The organism is Rhizobium oryzihabitans (genome assembly GCF_010669145.1).
In the GTDB taxonomy this organism is placed as follows: Bacteria; Pseudomonadota; Alphaproteobacteria; order Rhizobiales; family Rhizobiaceae; genus Agrobacterium; species Agrobacterium oryzihabitans.
Map to the genome: position 1 here is coordinate 2,828,684 of NZ_CP048632.1, position 16,123 is coordinate 2,844,806.

At 59.7% G+C, this 16,123-nt stretch carries 16 protein-coding genes and 3 pseudogenes; 12 read left to right on the forward strand and 7 right to left on the reverse strand.

All coding sequences use genetic code 11. The features are described from left to right. Window positions 1-25: 25 nt before the first annotated feature. Window positions 26-781 carry a tRNA (5-methylaminomethyl-2-thiouridine)(34)-methyltransferase MnmC2 gene (gene mnmC2, locus G3A56_RS14275; protein WP_082182784.1) on the reverse strand — a complete coding sequence of 252 codons (756 nt, stop codon included), beginning with the start codon at window positions 779-781 and terminating at the stop codon, window positions 26-28. Between mnmC2 and G3A56_RS14280 the strand changes: the two genes are divergently transcribed. From G3A56_RS14280 to G3A56_RS14320, 9 genes are all read left to right on the forward strand, one after another. Further along, a complete protein-coding gene (locus G3A56_RS14280) occupies window positions 780-1,988 on the forward strand; it encodes an NAD(P)/FAD-dependent oxidoreductase (RefSeq protein WP_082182783.1) in 1,209 nt (402 codons plus the stop codon). The genes mnmC2 and G3A56_RS14280 overlap by 2 nt on opposite strands. A 95-nt stretch (window positions 1,989-2,083) precedes the next feature. Beyond that, window positions 2,084-2,791 (forward strand): DUF1045 domain-containing protein, encoded by a 708-nt coding sequence (locus G3A56_RS14285; protein ID WP_082182782.1) that lies wholly within the window; start codon window positions 2,084-2,086, stop codon window positions 2,789-2,791. A 202-nt stretch (window positions 2,792-2,993) separates the two neighbouring features. Continuing rightward, window positions 2,994-3,917: an allantoinase PuuE gene (gene puuE / locus G3A56_RS14290; RefSeq protein WP_082182781.1), complete on the forward strand. Its 924-nt coding sequence runs from the start codon at window positions 2,994-2,996 to the stop codon at window positions 3,915-3,917. After that, window positions 3,917-4,414, forward strand: a complete 498-nt coding sequence (gene uraD / locus G3A56_RS14295) for a 2-oxo-4-hydroxy-4-carboxy-5-ureidoimidazoline decarboxylase (RefSeq protein ID WP_082182780.1) — start codon at window positions 3,917-3,919, stop codon at window positions 4,412-4,414. Before puuE ends, uraD begins: the two co-directional genes overlap by 1 nt. Window positions 4,415-4,467: 53 nt before the next feature. After that, window positions 4,468-4,758, forward strand: a complete 291-nt coding sequence (locus G3A56_RS14300; protein WP_082182779.1) for a nucleotidyltransferase family protein — start codon at window positions 4,468-4,470, stop codon at window positions 4,756-4,758. Continuing rightward, window positions 4,755-5,117: a HepT-like ribonuclease domain-containing protein gene (locus G3A56_RS14305; protein ID WP_082182778.1), complete on the forward strand. Its 363-nt coding sequence runs from the start codon at window positions 4,755-4,757 to the stop codon at window positions 5,115-5,117. Before G3A56_RS14300 ends, G3A56_RS14305 begins: the two co-directional genes overlap by 4 nt. A 2-nt stretch (window positions 5,118-5,119) precedes the next feature. Continuing rightward, a complete protein-coding gene (locus G3A56_RS14310) occupies window positions 5,120-5,620 on the forward strand; it encodes an ureidoglycolate lyase (protein WP_082184493.1) in 501 nt (166 codons plus the stop codon). Further along, the gene (gene uraH / locus G3A56_RS14315; protein WP_082182777.1) at window positions 5,617-5,973 is read left to right on the forward strand and encodes a hydroxyisourate hydrolase; all 357 of its coding nucleotides are present in this window, start codon (window positions 5,617-5,619) and stop codon (window positions 5,971-5,973) included. Before G3A56_RS14310 ends, uraH begins: the two co-directional genes overlap by 4 nt. Before the next feature lie 5 nt (window positions 5,974-5,978). After that, entirely contained in the window at window positions 5,979-6,722 is a 744-nt protein-coding gene (locus tag G3A56_RS14320) for a metallophosphoesterase family protein (RefSeq protein ID WP_003491590.1), read from the forward strand. A gap of 1 nt (window position 6,723) precedes the next feature. Here G3A56_RS14320 and G3A56_RS14325 read toward each other — a convergent pair. Then, a pseudogene (locus G3A56_RS14325) lies at window positions 6,724-7,994 on the reverse strand (serine hydrolase). A gap of 201 nt (window positions 7,995-8,195) precedes the next feature. On the opposite strand from G3A56_RS14325, the gene G3A56_RS14330 reads away from it, so the two are divergent. Then, window positions 8,196-8,768, forward strand: coding sequence for a TetR/AcrR family transcriptional regulator (locus G3A56_RS14330; RefSeq protein WP_003491587.1), 573 nt, complete (start codon window positions 8,196-8,198; stop codon window positions 8,766-8,768). Beyond that, on the forward strand, window positions 8,765-9,109 hold the full coding sequence (locus G3A56_RS14335; RefSeq protein WP_003491585.1) for a DMT family transporter: 345 nt from the start codon (window positions 8,765-8,767) through the stop codon (window positions 9,107-9,109). Before G3A56_RS14330 ends, G3A56_RS14335 begins: the two co-directional genes overlap by 4 nt. Before the next feature lie 198 nt (window positions 9,110-9,307). On the opposite strand, the gene G3A56_RS14340 is transcribed toward G3A56_RS14335, so the two are convergent. From G3A56_RS14340 to puuD, 4 genes and pseudogenes are all read right to left on the reverse strand, one after another. Beyond that, window positions 9,308-10,441 (reverse strand): alpha-hydroxy acid oxidase, encoded by a 1,134-nt coding sequence (locus G3A56_RS14340; RefSeq protein ID WP_164056476.1) that lies wholly within the window; start codon window positions 10,439-10,441, stop codon window positions 9,308-9,310. Between the two features lie 77 nt (window positions 10,442-10,518). Continuing rightward, the gene (locus G3A56_RS14345; RefSeq protein ID WP_082184491.1) at window positions 10,519-11,241 is read right to left on the reverse strand and encodes a sulfite exporter TauE/SafE family protein; all 723 of its coding nucleotides are present in this window, start codon (window positions 11,239-11,241) and stop codon (window positions 10,519-10,521) included. A gap of 306 nt (window positions 11,242-11,547) precedes the next feature. Continuing rightward, window positions 11,548-12,857: pseudogene (gene guaD, locus G3A56_RS14350) on the reverse strand (guanine deaminase). Continuing rightward, entirely contained in the window at window positions 12,854-14,116 is a 1,263-nt protein-coding gene (gene puuD / locus G3A56_RS14355) for a urate hydroxylase PuuD (protein WP_080835594.1), read from the reverse strand. Before puuD ends, guaD begins: the two are co-directional and overlap by 4 nt. Before the next feature lie 566 nt (window positions 14,117-14,682). Here puuD and G3A56_RS28910 point away from each other — a divergent pair. Continuing rightward, a pseudogene (locus G3A56_RS28910) lies at window positions 14,683-15,020 on the forward strand (hypothetical protein). Here the strand turns inward: G3A56_RS28910 and G3A56_RS14365 are convergent. After that, window positions 14,996-15,922 carry a LysR substrate-binding domain-containing protein gene (locus tag G3A56_RS14365; RefSeq protein ID WP_082182774.1) on the reverse strand — a complete coding sequence of 309 codons (927 nt, stop codon included), beginning with the start codon at window positions 15,920-15,922 and terminating at the stop codon, window positions 14,996-14,998. The pseudogene G3A56_RS28910 and the gene G3A56_RS14365 overlap by 25 nt on opposite strands. Between the last annotated feature and the right edge of the window lie 201 nt (window positions 15,923-16,123).

Below are 16,123 nucleotides of genomic sequence, written 5' to 3' on the forward strand. Positions count from 1 at the left end.
ATGCCGGCCGGCTGTGCAGGATGTCTCAGCGGGCGGGCTTGGTGCCGCAGAGCATTTCGCGTTTTCCGGCAAAACCCTTGCGGCGCTCCAGATCGAAACCGGCAGCGATGAGGTTGCGGCGGACGAAACCGGCGGCGGCATAGGTGGCGAATGTGCCTCCCCGTGCCGTCTTGCCGAACAGCGTCTGCATGATTTCCAGCGACCACATGTCCGGATTGCGGGCAGGGGCGAAGCCATCCAGAAACCAGGCGTCGAAGCTTTCGGTGCGTCCGGCAATGCCCGCGAGCGCTTCGCCGCACACCACCGTCAATCGTGTCTGGTCGTCCAGTTCGATCTCGACTTCGCCTTTAGGCTCTTCCGGCCAGCGGGCGACGAGCGCCTTGCGTTCAGCATCCACTTCCGGCCAGCGGGACAGCGCCCGGTCGATCTCGTCCGCCTTCATCGGGTAGAGTTCGAAGGACATGAAATGCAGCTTGGAGCGGCCGTTGCTGACCTGTCTCCGGGCCTCCTTCCATTGACGCCAGGTTTCGCACAGATTGAGGCCGGTGCCGAAGCCGAGCTCGCCGATGCGGAAGACACCTTCCCGTTCAAGCCAGCGTTGCGGCAGGCCGTTTCCGGACAAAAACACATGGCCGCATTCCAGCCTGCCATCCGTCTGGCAATAAAAATGATCGTCAAAGGCCAGTGAATAGGGCATATCCCCCTCACGCCAGTCGAGCGCGGTGGGCGGGTTGTCGGCTGCCGAACCGACATCTGCGGTGTTTTCCTTGGAATGTGTCATGACCAATGCCGATAATCCCGCTTTTGAACCTGGTCAATCGCCAAGATTGCCGGTTTCCGTGCCTCTCCTCATCGTCGGCGGCGGCATCATGGGGCTATGGGCCGCCGTCAAGGCGGAACGGCTCGGCATAAACGCCCTGCTGGTGGAGGCGGACCGGTTTGGCTGCGGGGCGAGCGGCGGGCTGCTGGGCGCGCTGATGCCGCATATGCCGGACCGCTGGTCGGACAAGAAACAGTTCCAGTTCGACGCGCTGGTGGCCCTCGAAAAAGAGATTGCCGAACTGGAGGCAGAGACCGGACTTTCCGCCGGTTACCGGCGGTGCGGCCGGATCATTCCCCTGCCGAAACCGCATCTGCGCACCATTGCCGAACGGCATGAGCGGGATGCCGGCGAAAACTGGGTCTCGGGTGAACGCCGGTTCCATTGGCATGTCGATGACAGCCCTTCCGTTGCCGGATGGGTGGATGATGCGGCGGGGGAGGCGGGCTTCGTGCTCGATACGCTGGCGGCAAGGGTTTCGCCGCGTGCGATGATCGCCCTTCTGTCGGCTTTCCTACAAAAGGCCCGGCATGTGCGGGTGGTGGAGCGGTGCCGCGTGCTTTCGCTTGATCCGAATGGTGGGCGAGCGATGCTGTCGTCGGGAGACGATGTTCACTTCGGCCATGCTGTCGTTGCCAACGGTCACGATTCCTTTCCCCTGATCCGCGATGCGCTCGGTCTCGACGCAGGTGTCGGGCTTGGTCAGGCGGTGAAGGGTCAGGCGGCCCTTCTCGACGCGGCGGCCGATCCGGCCATGCCGGTGGTGTTCCTGAACGGCCTTTATATCGTGCCGCATGAGGACGGCACCGTTGCCATCGGCAGTACCAGCGAAGATTGTTTTTCCGAGCCTTTCAGTACCGATGAAAAGTTGGAAAAATTACTTGCCGAGGCCTGTCGGGTGGTGCCCTCGCTTGCCCGCGCGCCGGTGCTTGAGCGCTGGGCCGGTCTGCGGCCCAAGGCGATTGGAAGGGACCCGATGGTTGGGTCGGTTGCCGGCCATCCGACGCTTGTTGCGCTGTCGGGCGGCTTCAAGGTCAGCTTCGGCCTTGCCCATTTTCTTGCCGATGCGGCGCTGCAAACCGTTTGCGGTCACACGCCTGTCATCCCTTCCGGGTTCCGTCTTCAAGAACACGTGAGCATTGCCGTTGCGGACTTTAGAAAGTCCTGATCAGGCCCGCCACGTCGTTAATCTGTCACGCAAATCACTTATCTGCTGGCCTGCAACGAGGCCGTTTTGGCCGTTTTGCGTCGAGGTGACAGCGCATGCGATACGCCATTCATTTCACGCCTTCCCCCAATGACCCCCTGACGCAGGCGGCAGCTGCGTGGTTGGGGCGCGATGCCTATTCCGGTCAGGCGGTGGAGCCGCCGGGTATGATTGATCTCGGCATGCAGGAGATTTCCTACCACACGGCGCTGCCGCGCCGTTACGGTTTCCATGGCACGATAAAGGCGCCTTTCCGGCTTGCCGAAGGCCATTCGGAAGCCGCGCTCCTGCGCGACCTGATGTATTTTTCCGGCAAGCAGGAACCCTTCGTGTTGCCACAACTTGTGGTGGCGAGACACGAGAATGTTTTCAGTCTCGTTCCCGAGCGTCCCTGCGAAGTGCTGCATTTTTTTGCGGCCCGCGTCGTGCAGGAATTCGACCGTTACCGTGCGCCGCTCTCCGAAGCGGAAATAGAGCGGGCGGATCCCGACCGTCTCTCGGCTTCGCAGCTGACCAATCTGCATCGCTGGGGCAGCCCGCATGTGATGGATGAGTTCCGGTTCCAGATGTCGCTGACGGGCGGTGTCGAACCCTCCAGCAGCCAGAGGATCGAGCGCGCCGTGCGCAAGGTTTTCGAGCCGCTCCTGACGCGGCCGTTGCCGTTTTCGAGCCTTGCGCTTTTTATCGAGGATGAGCCTGGCGCACCTTTCCGTGTGCACTCGCTTCATCCCATGGGCCGCGTTTCCGCCCGCAAAATCGCCTGAGAAGCGTCGCTCGGGAATCGTACACAAAAAAGCATCGGAATGTCGGCAAAAATCATCTCGACATTCCGGATGCGGATGCTACCGTCCGCGCATCGCATGTCTGAAGCGTGTGGAGTTCTCCCGTTCGGGATTGCGCGCTTCAGAGGCTTGTTTGCTTCCCAGGAGCGGTTTCCGTCTTGGGAGAGATGTTTTGGGTGGCTGAATGATTTCCGAAAATTACTCCCGCAATCTGGTGGGCTACGGCCGCAATGTGCCTGATCCGAAATGGCCGGGCGGTGCGCGCATCGCCGTGCAATTTGTCGTCAATTACGAAGAGGGCGGTGAAAGCTGCATTCTCGACAATGACAAGGCGTCGGAATCGCTGCTGTCGGAAATCGTCGGCGCGCAGCCCTGGCCCGGGCAGCGTAACCTGAATATGGAATCGATCTACGAATATGGCTCGCGCGCCGGTTTCTGGCGGCTTTGGCGCATGTTCACCGGTCTCGGCGTCACCACCACCGTTTATGGCGTGACCGCCGCCATGGCCCGTAATCCCGAAGCCGTTGCGGCCATGAAGGAAGCGGGCTGGGAAATCGCCAGCCACGGTTATCGCTGGCTGGAATACAAGGATTTCTCCGAGGAGGAAGAGCGCAAGCATATTGCCGAGGCCGTGCGCCTCCATACTGAAGTGACGGGCGAACGTCCCTTTGGCATGTATCAGGGCAAGCCTTCGGACAATACCCTGCGCCTCGTCATGGAAGAGGGCGGGTTCCTTTATTCATCGGATTCCTATGCCGACGATCTGCCCTATTGGGTGAAGAGCGTGGGCGACGATCCGTTCCTCATCATTCCCTATACGCTTGAAACCAACGATATGCGTTTTGCCACGCCGCAGGGTTTCAATTCCGGCGACCAGTTCTTCACCTATCTGAAGGACGCCTTCGACGTTCTTTATCAGGAAGGGCTTGAAGGCGCGCCGAAGATGATGAGTGTCGGTCTGCATTGCCGCCTCGTTGGCCGTCCCGGCCGCGCCGCGGCCCTTCGCCGTTTCATCGAATATGTACTGGGCCACGACAAGGTATGGATCCCGCAGCGGATCGAGATTGCCCGTCACTGGCATGAAAACCATAAGCCGGTGGCTCCGTGATGGTGGCGCGGGACGAATTTGTCACCCGTTTCGGCGGCGTGTTCGAACATTCGCCTTTTATCGCCGAGCGGGCCTATGATGTCGGAAGCGCAGGTCTGGAGTTGACGGCGAAGGCGGTTCATGGCGCATTATGCGCGCAGTTTCGTGCCGCCTCCGAAGCGGAACGGCTTGGCGTTCTGCGGGCGCATCCTGATCTTGCCGGCAAGCTGGCGATTGCTGGCGAATTGACCGCCGATAGCCGCAACGAACAGGCGGGCGCCGGGCTCGACCGGCTGTCGCCGGAGGAGCATGCGCGCTTCACCGAGCTGAATTCCGCCTATACGCAAAAATTCGGCTTTCCCTTCATCATCGCCGTCAAGGGGCTGAACAGGCACGATATTCTTTCCGCCTTCGAGGCGCGTATCGACAATGATGCGGCGACAGAATTTGCGACCGCTACGGCGCAGGTAGAAAAGATTGCCTGGCTGCGCCTTTCCTCGATGCTGCCGGAGGGCTGAATTGGCGAGCGGCCGCCGTTCCGTTATACTCGCGCTGTCTGGAGATTGACCCCATGAGACCTTCCGAGGTGCTGGAAAAGAACAGGGAAGCGATCCGCGAAGCGACAAAGCGCTTCAATGCGGCAAACCCGCGCGTTTTTGGCTCCGTCGCCCGCGGTGAGGACCGGCCGGACAGCGATCTCGATATTCTGGTGGATGCGTTGCCGGGCACGACATTGTTCGATCTTGGCGGGTTGCTGGAAGAACTTAAAGCCATACTCGGTGTCGAAGTCGATGTCGTCACCTCAGGCGGTCTGCGTTCGGATATCCGGGCGCGTGTTCTGAAGGAATCCAAAGCGGTATGAGTTCAGATCGGCTCCTGCTCTACCTGACGGAAATGGATATTGCCGCTTCGCGAATATCCGATTTCACTCACGACATGGACGAATCAACTTTTTCTTCCGATACGCGCACCCAGATGGCTGTGATGATGGGCCTTGCCCTGATTGGCGAGGCTGTCGCAAAGCTCGACAAACACTACCCCGCGTTTCTACAACAGCATCCGGAAATCCCATGGCTGAAGATGAAGGGTATGCGCAATCTGATCGTGCACGACTATTTTCGGGCGGAACTTTCAGTCGTATGGAAAACGATCGCTGAGAGTATTCCCGATTTACAGGCGCGCCTCTCTCTTCTCCGAAACTGGCATGCCCAAGGTGAATGACATTGACTGATTTTCTCGAGATCAAGCCGCTGACCAAAGAGGCCTTCGCATCCTTCGGCGATGTGATCGAAATCACCCCATCTTCCATGCGCCACATCAATGGCGGCCAGACCGAGCGACATCATGCGCTTGCCGCACCGGAGGCGGCGGGTGAGGGCGCGCGTATCATTCTCAATATTTTTCGCGGACAGGCGCGGGCGTTTCCGCATGAAATCGAGATGATGGAGCGGCATCCGCTTGGCAGCCAGAGTTTTTCGCCGCTTTCCGGCAGGCCTTTCCTCGTTGTCGTTGCGGAAGATGACGGCGGCCGGCCCGCGCGGCCGCAGGTGTTTCTGGCGCGTGGAGACCAGGGCGTGAATTACCGCCGCAATGTCTGGCACTATCCCCTGATGCCGTTGCAGGCCATTTCAGATTTTCTGGTTGCCGACCGCGAGGGGCCGGGCAACAATCTGGAAGAGTATTTTTTCGATGAAACCTTCATGATCGCGGAGCCCCAGCCATGACCGGTCTGACTACCCATGTTCTCGACGCCGCCCATGGCGTGCCCGCCGAGGGGCTGACGATCGAGCTTTACCGGCTTTCCGGTGATCGCCGCGAGAAGCTGAAGACGGTCAAGACCAATAACGACGGCCGTGTGGATGGCGGGCCGCTGCTTGTCGGCGACAGCTTCAAGGCGGGCGAATATGAGTTGATTTTTCATGCCGGCGATTACCTGCGGAGTAAGGGTGTGGAACTGGCGAAACCCGCCTTTCTCGACATCATACCCATCCGTTTCGGCATTGCCGACGAGAGCGGCCATTACCACGTGCCGCTTCTGCTTTCGCCCTATAGCTATTCCACCTATCGAGGAAGCTGACCGCCATGATCTTTGCCGCCATTGCCGATATTCATGGAAACTGTGCCGCGCTGGAGGCGGTGCTTGAGGATATCGCCCGGCTTGGCATCAAGGACATCGTCAATCTCGGCGATTGCTTCAGCGGCCCCCTGGAAGCGGGTTTTACCGGTGATGTGCTTGTTGGTAACTGGATACCCAGCATTCGCGGCAATCATGACCGGGAACTGATCGAGCGTGCGCCCGAAGAGATGGGTAGCTGGGAAAGGCCCGCCCATGCGCAGATGACCGCCGCACATCTGGACTGGCTGCAGACGCTGCCGTTCAGCATGGTTTTCAAGGATGTCGCCTATTGCTGCCACGGTTCGCCACGCAGCGATCTGGAATATTGGCTTGAGACGCTTTCGCCGGAGCGGGTGCTGAAGTTGCGGCCGCTGGCCGAGATCGAGGCGATGGCTGATGGCATCACCCAGCCGCTGATGCTGTGCGGCCATACGCATATTGCCCGCACCGTGCAGCTTTCCGATGGCCGGCTGATCGTCAATCCCGGCAGCGTCGGCTGCCCCGGCTGGAAGGACGACACGCCTTTCGACCATCACGTCGAGGCCGGGCATCCGCTTGCGAGCTATGCCGTGCTGGAAGAGACGACGCGCGGCTGGCAGGTCTATTTCCGGCAGATACGCTACGACAATCTGGCCATGGCAGAGATGGCGAGGGCCAACGGCATTCCCTATCTGGCCGATGCGCTGGCGAGCGGTTGGCTCAAGCGGTAAATCACCCCTCGCTGGTCATCACCACACAGGCATAAGACTGCGCCTTCAGTTCCTTGCAGGCGGAGACCGCCGAAGACTGGTCTTCGAAACCGGTGAAGCGGGCGCGGTAGAGCGTTGCCGAGCCGCTTTGCACCGCTTCGGTATAGGGGGCGATACCGGCATAACTGCCCGCGATATTGGAGCGGGCATTGGCGAGCAGCGAGCGGGCCGCAGCTTCGCTGTCGGTGGCGGCGATCTGCACTTCCCAGCGGCTGCGCTGGCCCGTGGGCTGGCTGATGGCGGCAGCGGGTGCGGGTTTCGGAATGGCCGAGACCTGGATCATGTCCGCCATCTGGGTGTTGGCCGTGGCAATCTGCATGGCGACCGGATCCTGGCGGCGTTCGGCAAACATCGGCAATGGTACCGCTGCAGGCGGCACATCGAAGGTGCGGCTGACATTGGCGCTGGCGACGAGCTGTTCGGTATTGCGGCTTCTCGATGCCTGCGGCACGGCCTTGTCCAGAAGGGCGGCCATCTGCGCATCGCGGCTGCGCGCGGTCTTGCCGCCGAGCACGACACCGACGACGCGGCGGCCATTGTGATTGATGGCGCTGACAAGGTTGAAGCCGGACGCATTGGTGTAGCCGGTCTTGATGCCGTCCATGCCTTGATAACGGTACATCAGATTGTTATGGCCGCGGATGCGCTTGCCCCGGAAGCTGAAGGATTCCATGGCAAAGAGGCCATATTCCTTGGGAAAGTCGCGCTGCAGCGCAAGGCCGAGCTTCGCCATATCGCGCGCGGTCGTCACCTGCGATTTGCTGGGCAGGCCGGAGGCGTTGCGGAACACCGTCTTCGTCATGCCGAGCTGGCGTGCCTTGCGGGTCATCATCTCGGCGAACCTTGCTTCGGAGCCGCCCAGATGATCGCCCATGCCTTCCGCCATGTCATTGGCGGATTTGACGATCATGCCATAGACGGCCTCACGCACGGTGAAGGTCTGGCCCTGGCGCACATAAAGCTTCGAGGGATGGTGGCTGCGCCATTCTTGGACATCGTTATCTTCTGGTCCCAGCGGATCCGGCCGGCGTGCAGCGCCTCGAAGGTCATGTAGAGGGTCATCATCTTGGTCAGCGAGGCGGGGTGGTTCAGCACATCGGCATTGCGGGCGGCCAACACCTTGCCGGTATTGGCATCCATGATGAAATGGGCGTAACCAGCCTGGGCAGGCGATGCCTGCAATGAGAGGATCGCGCAAAAGAAGGTGAGTGCGAAGACCCATGCACCCGCCATTCCCCGTTTGACCGTTCCCGACATAATCCACCCCTTTTGTTCGATCGCCGCAATGAGCGAAGTTTTACTGACACTTTCCGGCAACAAAACCGCTAAAACTTTAGAGATCGCTTTCATGCTTAATTAAGAATGAATTTCAACCCGCACGCGGCTTCCACAATTTCCTTGAAAAGAAACCAACCATCCGGTATGTTTTAAAGCATGACAAATGCTCACGAACGCAAGAAGCAGCCTGAGGTCGTACGCCGCAATCTTCTCGATTGCACGGCGAAACTCGCTGCTGATCAGGGTGTTGCCGCACTTTCCGTGCAGGCGGTGGCGGATGCGGCTGGGGTGACGAAGGGTGGCCTGTTCCACCATTTCGCCTCCAAGCAGGCCTTGCTGGAAGCCGTGATGGCGGACCTTCTTTCGGCACTGGACATGGAAATCGACGCGCTTATCTCACAGGATTGTGAAGCTTATGGGAGCTTCACGCGGGCCTATGTGAACGCCGTTTTTGCCGATCGTGACCGGGAATCAGGCAGGCAGTGGGCTGCGTTGTCCGTGTCGATGGTCGGCGAGCCGTCGCTCAGGCGCATGTGGACCAGCTGGTTCGAGGCGCGTCTTGCCCGTCATAAAGAAACGGATGACGGGGTGGTACTGGAGTTCGTGCGGCTTGCGGCTGATGGTATCTGGTTTGCCGATCTTCTGGCCGATGACGGCAGGGCAGGTGGTGACAGGGCGGCTCTCAAGACGCAGATGATCGCCCAGACAAAAAAGGAAATGGAACGATGAATGCGGCTGTCTTTACCTATGGAGCGCTTGTAGCGGCCATTGTCTGCGAGGTGATCGCGACCTCATTCCTGCAGCAGTCGCAGCAATTCACCCGGCTTTTGCCGACAGTGCTGATGGCGCTGTTTTATGGCGCGGCCTTTTATCTGCTGTCATTCACGCTGCGGGCCATGCCGGTCGGCGTGGCCTATGCGATCTGGAGCGGGCTCGGCATCGTGCTGATTTCCGGCATCGGCTATTTCGTGTTCCGCCAGACGCTGGATATTGCTGCGGTGGTTGGTCTCGGTTTCATCATCACCGGCGTGGTGATCGTCAACGTGTTTTCGAAGACGGTGGGGCACTAGGCTCTCTTGCCCTCATTCCTGTGCCTGTCACAGGAATCCAGCCGACGCGCGTCTGCGCGGCGAGAAGAGTCCTTTCAGCCCAAGGACTTGGGCTGGCTGGATCCCTGTGACAAGCACAGGGATGAGGGCGGCGGCGTACGGCGGCACTTTCTGACGCGCCGGTTCTGAGGCCCTGCCACATCTACCATTCCGTCACCATCACGCCAGAATGCTGTGGTCTACATCCGTAATCAGCCTCTTGCCGCAAAGCGCCATGCTGACATCCATTTCTTTGCGGATGATCTCCAGCGCCGTCGTCACGCCCTGCTTGCCATCGGCACCGAGGCCATAGAGGAAGGGCCGGCCGATATAGGTGCCCTTGGCGCCAAGCGCCACGGCTTTCAGCACGTCCTGACCGGAGCGGATGCCGCCATCCAAATGCACCTCGACTTTATCGCCGACGGCATCGACGATTTTCGGCAGCATGGCGATGGAGGAATGGGCGCCGTCGAGCTGGCGGCCGCCATGGTTGGAGACGATGATGGCGTCGGCGCCGGTATCGAGCGAGGCGCGGGCATCTTCCTCGTCAAGGATGCCCTTGAGGATCAGCTTGCCGCCCCAGCGTTCCTTGATCCATTCGACATCCTTCCACGACAGGCGCGGATCGAACTGCTCCGCCGTCCAGGAAGACAGCGAGGAGAGGTCGGAGACATTTTTGGCGTGGCCGACGATGTTGCCGAAGCTGCGGCGCTTGGTGCGAGCCATGTCGAGGCACCATTTCGGGCGTGTCGCCATCTGCCAGATGTGTTTCGGGGTGAATTTCGGCGGCGCGGAGAGGCCGTTGCGCAAATCCTTGTGGCGCTGGCCGAGGATTTGCAGGTCGAGCGTCAGCACCAGCGCCGAACAACCGGCGGCCTTCGCCCGGTCGATGAGATTGTTGACGAAGTCCCGGTCCTTCATCACGTAAAGCTGGAACCAGAAGGGTTTCGACGTGACGGACGCGACATCCTCGATGGAGCAGATGCTCATGGTGGAAAGCGTGAAAGGCACGCCGAATTCTTCTGCGGCCTTGGCGGCCAGCATTTCGCCATCGGCGTGCTGCATGCCCGTTAGCCCGGTGGGGGAGAGCGCCACCGGCATCGACACCTTCTGGCCGATCATTTCTGTGGCCAGCGACCGGTCGGTCATGTCCACCAGCACGCGCTGGCGCAGCTTTATCTTTGCAAAATCATCCTCATTGGCGCGGTAGGTGCCTTCCGTCCATGCGCCGCTATCGGCGTAGTCGAAAAACATTTTTGGCACACGGCGTCGTGCCTGATTTTTCAGGTCCGCTATGGTCAGGATTTTGCCCATGGATAAAGCCTTCACATTTGAATGATGGCTTCACATAACACGAATGTGGCGGCTGCGACATCAAAATCGACGGGGTATCAGCCCCAGAAAGCCCGCAAAAATAGCTCGGCTCCCAATAAAAGCAGGCAGATGAGGAACCAGCGCCGGAATGTGGCCGGGCTGACGATGTTACGGATCTTCTGGCCGAGCCACATGCCGAGAAGCGCGGGCAGCACAGCCAGTGCGGAAAGCGATAGATGCTCGACGCGGAAGGCGTCTTGAGACGCAAGGCCGGCTGCAAGTGCAATGGTCGAAACGGTGAAGGAAAGGCCGAGCGCCTGCACGAGATCATCGCGGTTGAAACCGAGCGACTGGATATAGGGCACGGCGGGTACGACAAAAATTCCGGTGCCGCCGGTCAAAAAGCCGGTCGCCAGCCCGACAGCTGGCGAGAGCTTCGGTTCCAGCTTTGCGGGAATGGCGAAGGGCTTTGCAAAAAGGCTATAGGCGGCGTAGCCCGCAAGACACAATCCGAGCGCCGAGGTAGTCCAGACGCCGGTGCCTGATGTCATCAGCCGGATGCCGATGAGAGTGCCGACGGTAATGGCGATCATCATCGGCCATAGCCGCGCGACAATCGCCCTGAAATCGGGTCCCGCCAGCAATTGCCAGATATTGGTGATGAAGGAGGGCAGGATGAGAAGGCCTGCGGCAACGACCGGCGGCATGAAAAGGCCGAGAACGCCCATGGCGACGGTCGGCAGGCCCATGCCGGTGACGCCCTTGACGATGCCCGCGACGATGAATGTTGCGACAATCATGAGCATGGTGGTTGTGTCTAAATCCGGCACGGGCGCACTCCAGAAGTCATTCGTATTTCGGCCGGGGCGGTGCCAGCCAGACATAGAAAGCGAGCGGGTGCGGCAAGGTTTCTTCTCCCCGTCGGGGAGAAGGTGGCCCGAAGGGTCGGATGAGGGGGCGACGTGGGCGATAAATCGAGAGCTTGCCCCCTCATCCCGCTGCCGCGGACTTCTCCCCGGCGGGGAGAAGAAACACGCGGCACCCGCTCGATTTGACAGGCCACTGATACATGAGGGCCATGAGCGAATGTTTCGGCCTCAGCCGAACTATGCAAGCACGCTCTTCATCGCCCTGCCGGCCACGTAGGTTTCCACCACCGTGCGGTCGTCGCCCATGGTCAGCATCAGGAACAGTTCCTCGGTCAGGCTTTTCACCACTTCCATCTTCAGCGCCATGGCGGGGGTGGAGGAGGGGTTGAGCACGGTGATGTCGGCATCCGTGCCGGCATCGAGCGTGCCGATGCGGTCGACCATGGAAAGCGCTTCGGCATTGCCGCGCGTCATCAGATACCAGCTTTCCAGCGGGTTGAGGCGCTCGCCCAGCAATTGCTGGATCTTGTAGGCCTCATCCATGGTGCGCAGCATGGAATAGCTCGATCCGCCGCCGATATCGGTCGCCACCGCGATCCGCACCGGCTTTTCGCGCCGTTGCAGCTTTTTCATCGGGAAGAGGCCGGAGCCGATGAAGAGGTTCGAGGTGGGGCAATGCACGGCTACCGCGCCGGTTTCCGACAGCACATCCGCTTCGCGCTCGGAGAGGTGGATGGCGTGGCCGAGCAGGGTCTTGTTGCCCATCAGGCCGTAGCGCACATAGATGTCGGTATAGTCGGTCGCTTCGGGGTAGAGTTCGCAGGTATATTTGATCTCGTCGAGATTTTCCGAGAGATGCGTCTGGATGAAGAGATCGGGAAATTCCTGCGCCAGCGCCAGCGCGGCTTCCATCTGCTTCGGGGTGGAGGTGATGGCGAAGCGGGGGGTGATGGCGACGTGGTTGCGGCCCTTGCCGTGCCAGTCGGCAATCACCTGGCGCGTCTCGTCATAGGAGGTTTCCGGCGTGTCCAACAGGCCCTGCGGGGCGTTGCGGTCCATCATCACCTTGCCGCCGATCATCAGCATGTCGCGCTTCATGGCTTCGGCAAAAAAGGCGTCGGCGGAGGTCTTGTGCACGGAGCAATAAGCGGCGGCAGTGGTGGTGCCGTGGCGCAGGAGTTCGTCGTAAAAATGCGTGGCGATGCGCTGCGCGTGCGCGGTCTCAACGAAACGGCATTCTTCCGGAAAGGTATAGGTGTTCAGCCATTCAAGAAGATTGGCGGCATAGGAGCCGATGACCTGCATCTGCGGAAAATGCAGGTGCATGTCGATGAAGCCCGGCACGATGAGATGCGGCCGGTGATCCTTTTCCTCGATATCTTCGGGGCCTGCTTGCGGATATCGGCGTAGTCGCCGATGGCAGCGATCTTGCCGTCTTCGATCAGCAGGCCACCGTCTTCGATGTAGAGATAGCTTTGCGTATCGTCGATTGCGAGCGGCGCGCGGCGGAAGCTCAGCAGGCGGCCACGCAGCAGAACCATGCTCATTCAGTCTTTCCTTCGGCTTTTCCAGCCCCGGAAACCGCACTTTCATACCATGCAGTCAGCACCTTGCGCTCATCCGGGGTGATGGCGGTGATGTTGCCGGGAGGCATGGCATGGCTGCGGCCGGCTTGCAAATAGATTTCGCGCGCATGGGCGGCGATCTGCTCGTCGGTTTCGAGCTTCACCGATTTCGGTGTGAAGGGCACGCCTTCCCACACCGGCTCGGCCGCATGGCACATGGAACAGCGGCCCTGAACCACATCGCGCGCCTTGGCGAAATGGGCGTCGGCGACGAATTGCTGCTGCATCGGCGAGAGTGTCGCGGCCTTCTGTTCTTCTTCGCCGGTCAGCACCTTTGGCACGGTGGAAAGCCACATGATGACGATGAAGATGAGGGCGGTCAGAAGCCAGGTCCAAGTCGGCTTGCCTTTGCGGGCATGGGTGGTGTTGAACCAGTGGCGGATGGTGACGCCCATCAGGAAGACAAGTGCGGCGATGATCCAGTTAAACTGCGTGGCAAAGGCCAGCGGATAATGGTTCGACAGCATGAAGAAGATGACGGGCAGCGTCAGGTAGTTGTTGTGCAGCGAGCGCTGCTTGGCGATGCGGCCATATTTCGGGTCCGGCGTGCGCCCGGCGATCAGGTCGGCCACGACGATCTTCTGGTTTGGAATGATGATGAAGAACACATTCGCCGACATGATGGTGGCGGTAAATGCGCCGAGATGCAGGAAGGCGGCGCGGCCGGTGAAGACCTGCGTATAACCCCATGCCATCGCCACCAGCGCCACATAGAGCACGATCATCAGGCCCCAGGTATTGTTGCCGAGCGGCGATTTACAGAGGAAATCGTAAAACAGCCAGCCGATGGCAAGCGAAGCGAGCGACAGACAGATGGCCTGGAACTGCGTAAGCGCCAGCACCGAATGGTCGATGAGGAAGAGATCGGCGCCGCCGTAATAAACGATGCAAAGCATGGCGAAGCCGGAAAGCCAGGTGACATAGCTTTCCCATTTGAACCATGTCAGGTGCTCGGGCATCTGGGCAGGCGCGACCAGATATTTCTGGATGTGGTAGAAGCCGCCGCCATGCACCTGCCATTCCTCGCCATAGGCCCCCGGCGGCAGATGCGGCCGTTTGACCAGCCCGAGATCGAGCGCGATGAAATAAAAGGATGAGCCGATCCAGGCGATGGCGGTGATGACGTGGAGCCAGCGGACGGCAAAGGCCATCCATTCCCACGCAATGGCATATTCGTACATGCGGTTCCCCTGATCCTTGTGCAGCGCACCTTGCGAGAAATTTGACCTTTAGGAAAGGGAAAAGCAGAGGGCGGGAGGTTATTGTTCACAATCCGGTTCGCTTGTGTCCACAACATCGGCCGAAGTGGATCGCCTCTGGCGGCAAGCCCGGTAAAGTTGCAGTGGAGGTTTGCTGTCGCATAGTTTGTGCTTAGCTGGCTAACGCGACTCAGCTATTATCCTTTGTGCAGCCTGCCAATGTGCTAAAATAAAAGGCTGCGGAGCTTTGGAGTGCCCTGCGTCCGAAAGGACGCGACAAAGGACGCTCTAACTTTTTAAGTGGCGCATCGTTCCTGTCGAAAATCGGTCTCGATTTTCGGGGTGATGCGCAAGGCTCCCATGACATGTTTCGCTGGCGGTTCATGCCGAAAGCGGGTGCTGCGAACCCTGGGGCGGGGGCAGTTCAGGGGGCAGGTGTCGCAGTTCCCGGTGCCATCGCGTCCGGGTGCGTGTTGATGTGTGGAATTTGAATAAAGGGACGCAATGACCTTCCGGCAGCCGCCGTTGTTTCAACGGAGACCATGCCGATGCGCCTTGTTCTGACGGTTCTCTTCCTGCTTTTGGCGTTCACCGCCACGGCGCTTGCCCATGAATCCCACAAGGGGTTCAAATATGAAAGCTACTGCTGCAACGGCGATGCCCAGACGGGAGATTGCCAGATGATCCCCACGCGAAGCGTTCGTGTCACGCCGGATGGTTATGAGGTGTCGCTGGCCCCGGCGATCATCGCATGGTCACGCGGCGGCATGTCTTCAACTGGTCGCAACGGGAGGCAAGACGGTCGGAGGATGGCGAATATCATCTCTGTCTCTTTCCGGATGAAGACACGCCGCGCTGCTTTTATGCGCCGGATATGGGATATTGAGATGTTTGCGGCCGGTTTTCCTCGATCCGCTGCAATATCCAGTCGCGAAACAGCCTTATCTTGCGAATGTTCCTGCGGTTTTCAGGATAGACGAGCCAATAGTTCTGTCCTTCACTGCTGAGGTGCTCGAAGGGTTGATAAAGCCGGCCAAGTGCAATCTCATCGGCATAGAGTTCAGGGGTGAGCATGGCGACGCCCTGGCTGGCGATCGCCGCTGCGGCTTCGAAGGCCTGCACGTTGAGACGGCTGCGCGGATAACGGTCGAGGCCCGGATTTTCGACGCCCACTTCCTGAAACCATTGGTGCCACCAGATGTCGCCGGGATCGATGATGCGAAGGCGCAGAAGATCCTCCGGCTTTTTCAAGCCGCCGATGGTTTTGGCAAGGTCGGGATGCAGCATCGGCGTATAAACGCCCCTGACAAGCCGGTGATAAATCAACCCCTTGCCATCGTCGTTGCTCCAGCGGATGGCGACATCGCAATCGGACTGCGCAAAATCGATCAAGGCGTTGGAGGTTTCCAGCCGGACGGCGATCGAAGGATGTTCCAGCTGGAAAGCCCCCAGATGGCGTGAAAGCCAGCGTGATGCGAAAGTGGCGGTGGAATGAATGGTCAGCGTCGTGTCTGACGTGTCACGCACATTGTCGACGGCTTCCCGCAGGCTGTTAAAGGCTTCGGCCACTCTCGGCGCCAGCTTCTGCCCGGCCTCGGTCAACTGAACCTGGCGCGCTTTGCGTATGAACAGCGGCTCGCCGATATTCTCCTCCAGCAGCTTCACTTGATAGCTGACCGCCGTCTGCGTCATGCCCAGTTCCTCGCCAGCCCTGGTGAAACTCAGATGCCTGGCAGCGGCCTCGAACACGCGCAAGGCATTCAGCGGGAACTGGCGAGACATTTTCATGGATAAGTTCTCTTTATGCTAATCGCCAAAGGTTTCATTGGTTTTTACTCATAAATCAGAGCATTTTTAGTCCAACTCATCAACTGAGCTTCTGACATTTTTTGAATGGAGACGAACATGCGCACAGCACTCTTGCGCGCGTGGTCCCGCCTGCGTGCGGGTCTGCGGACAGCGGAACGGTTTACCCTTGAAAGCCTTGCG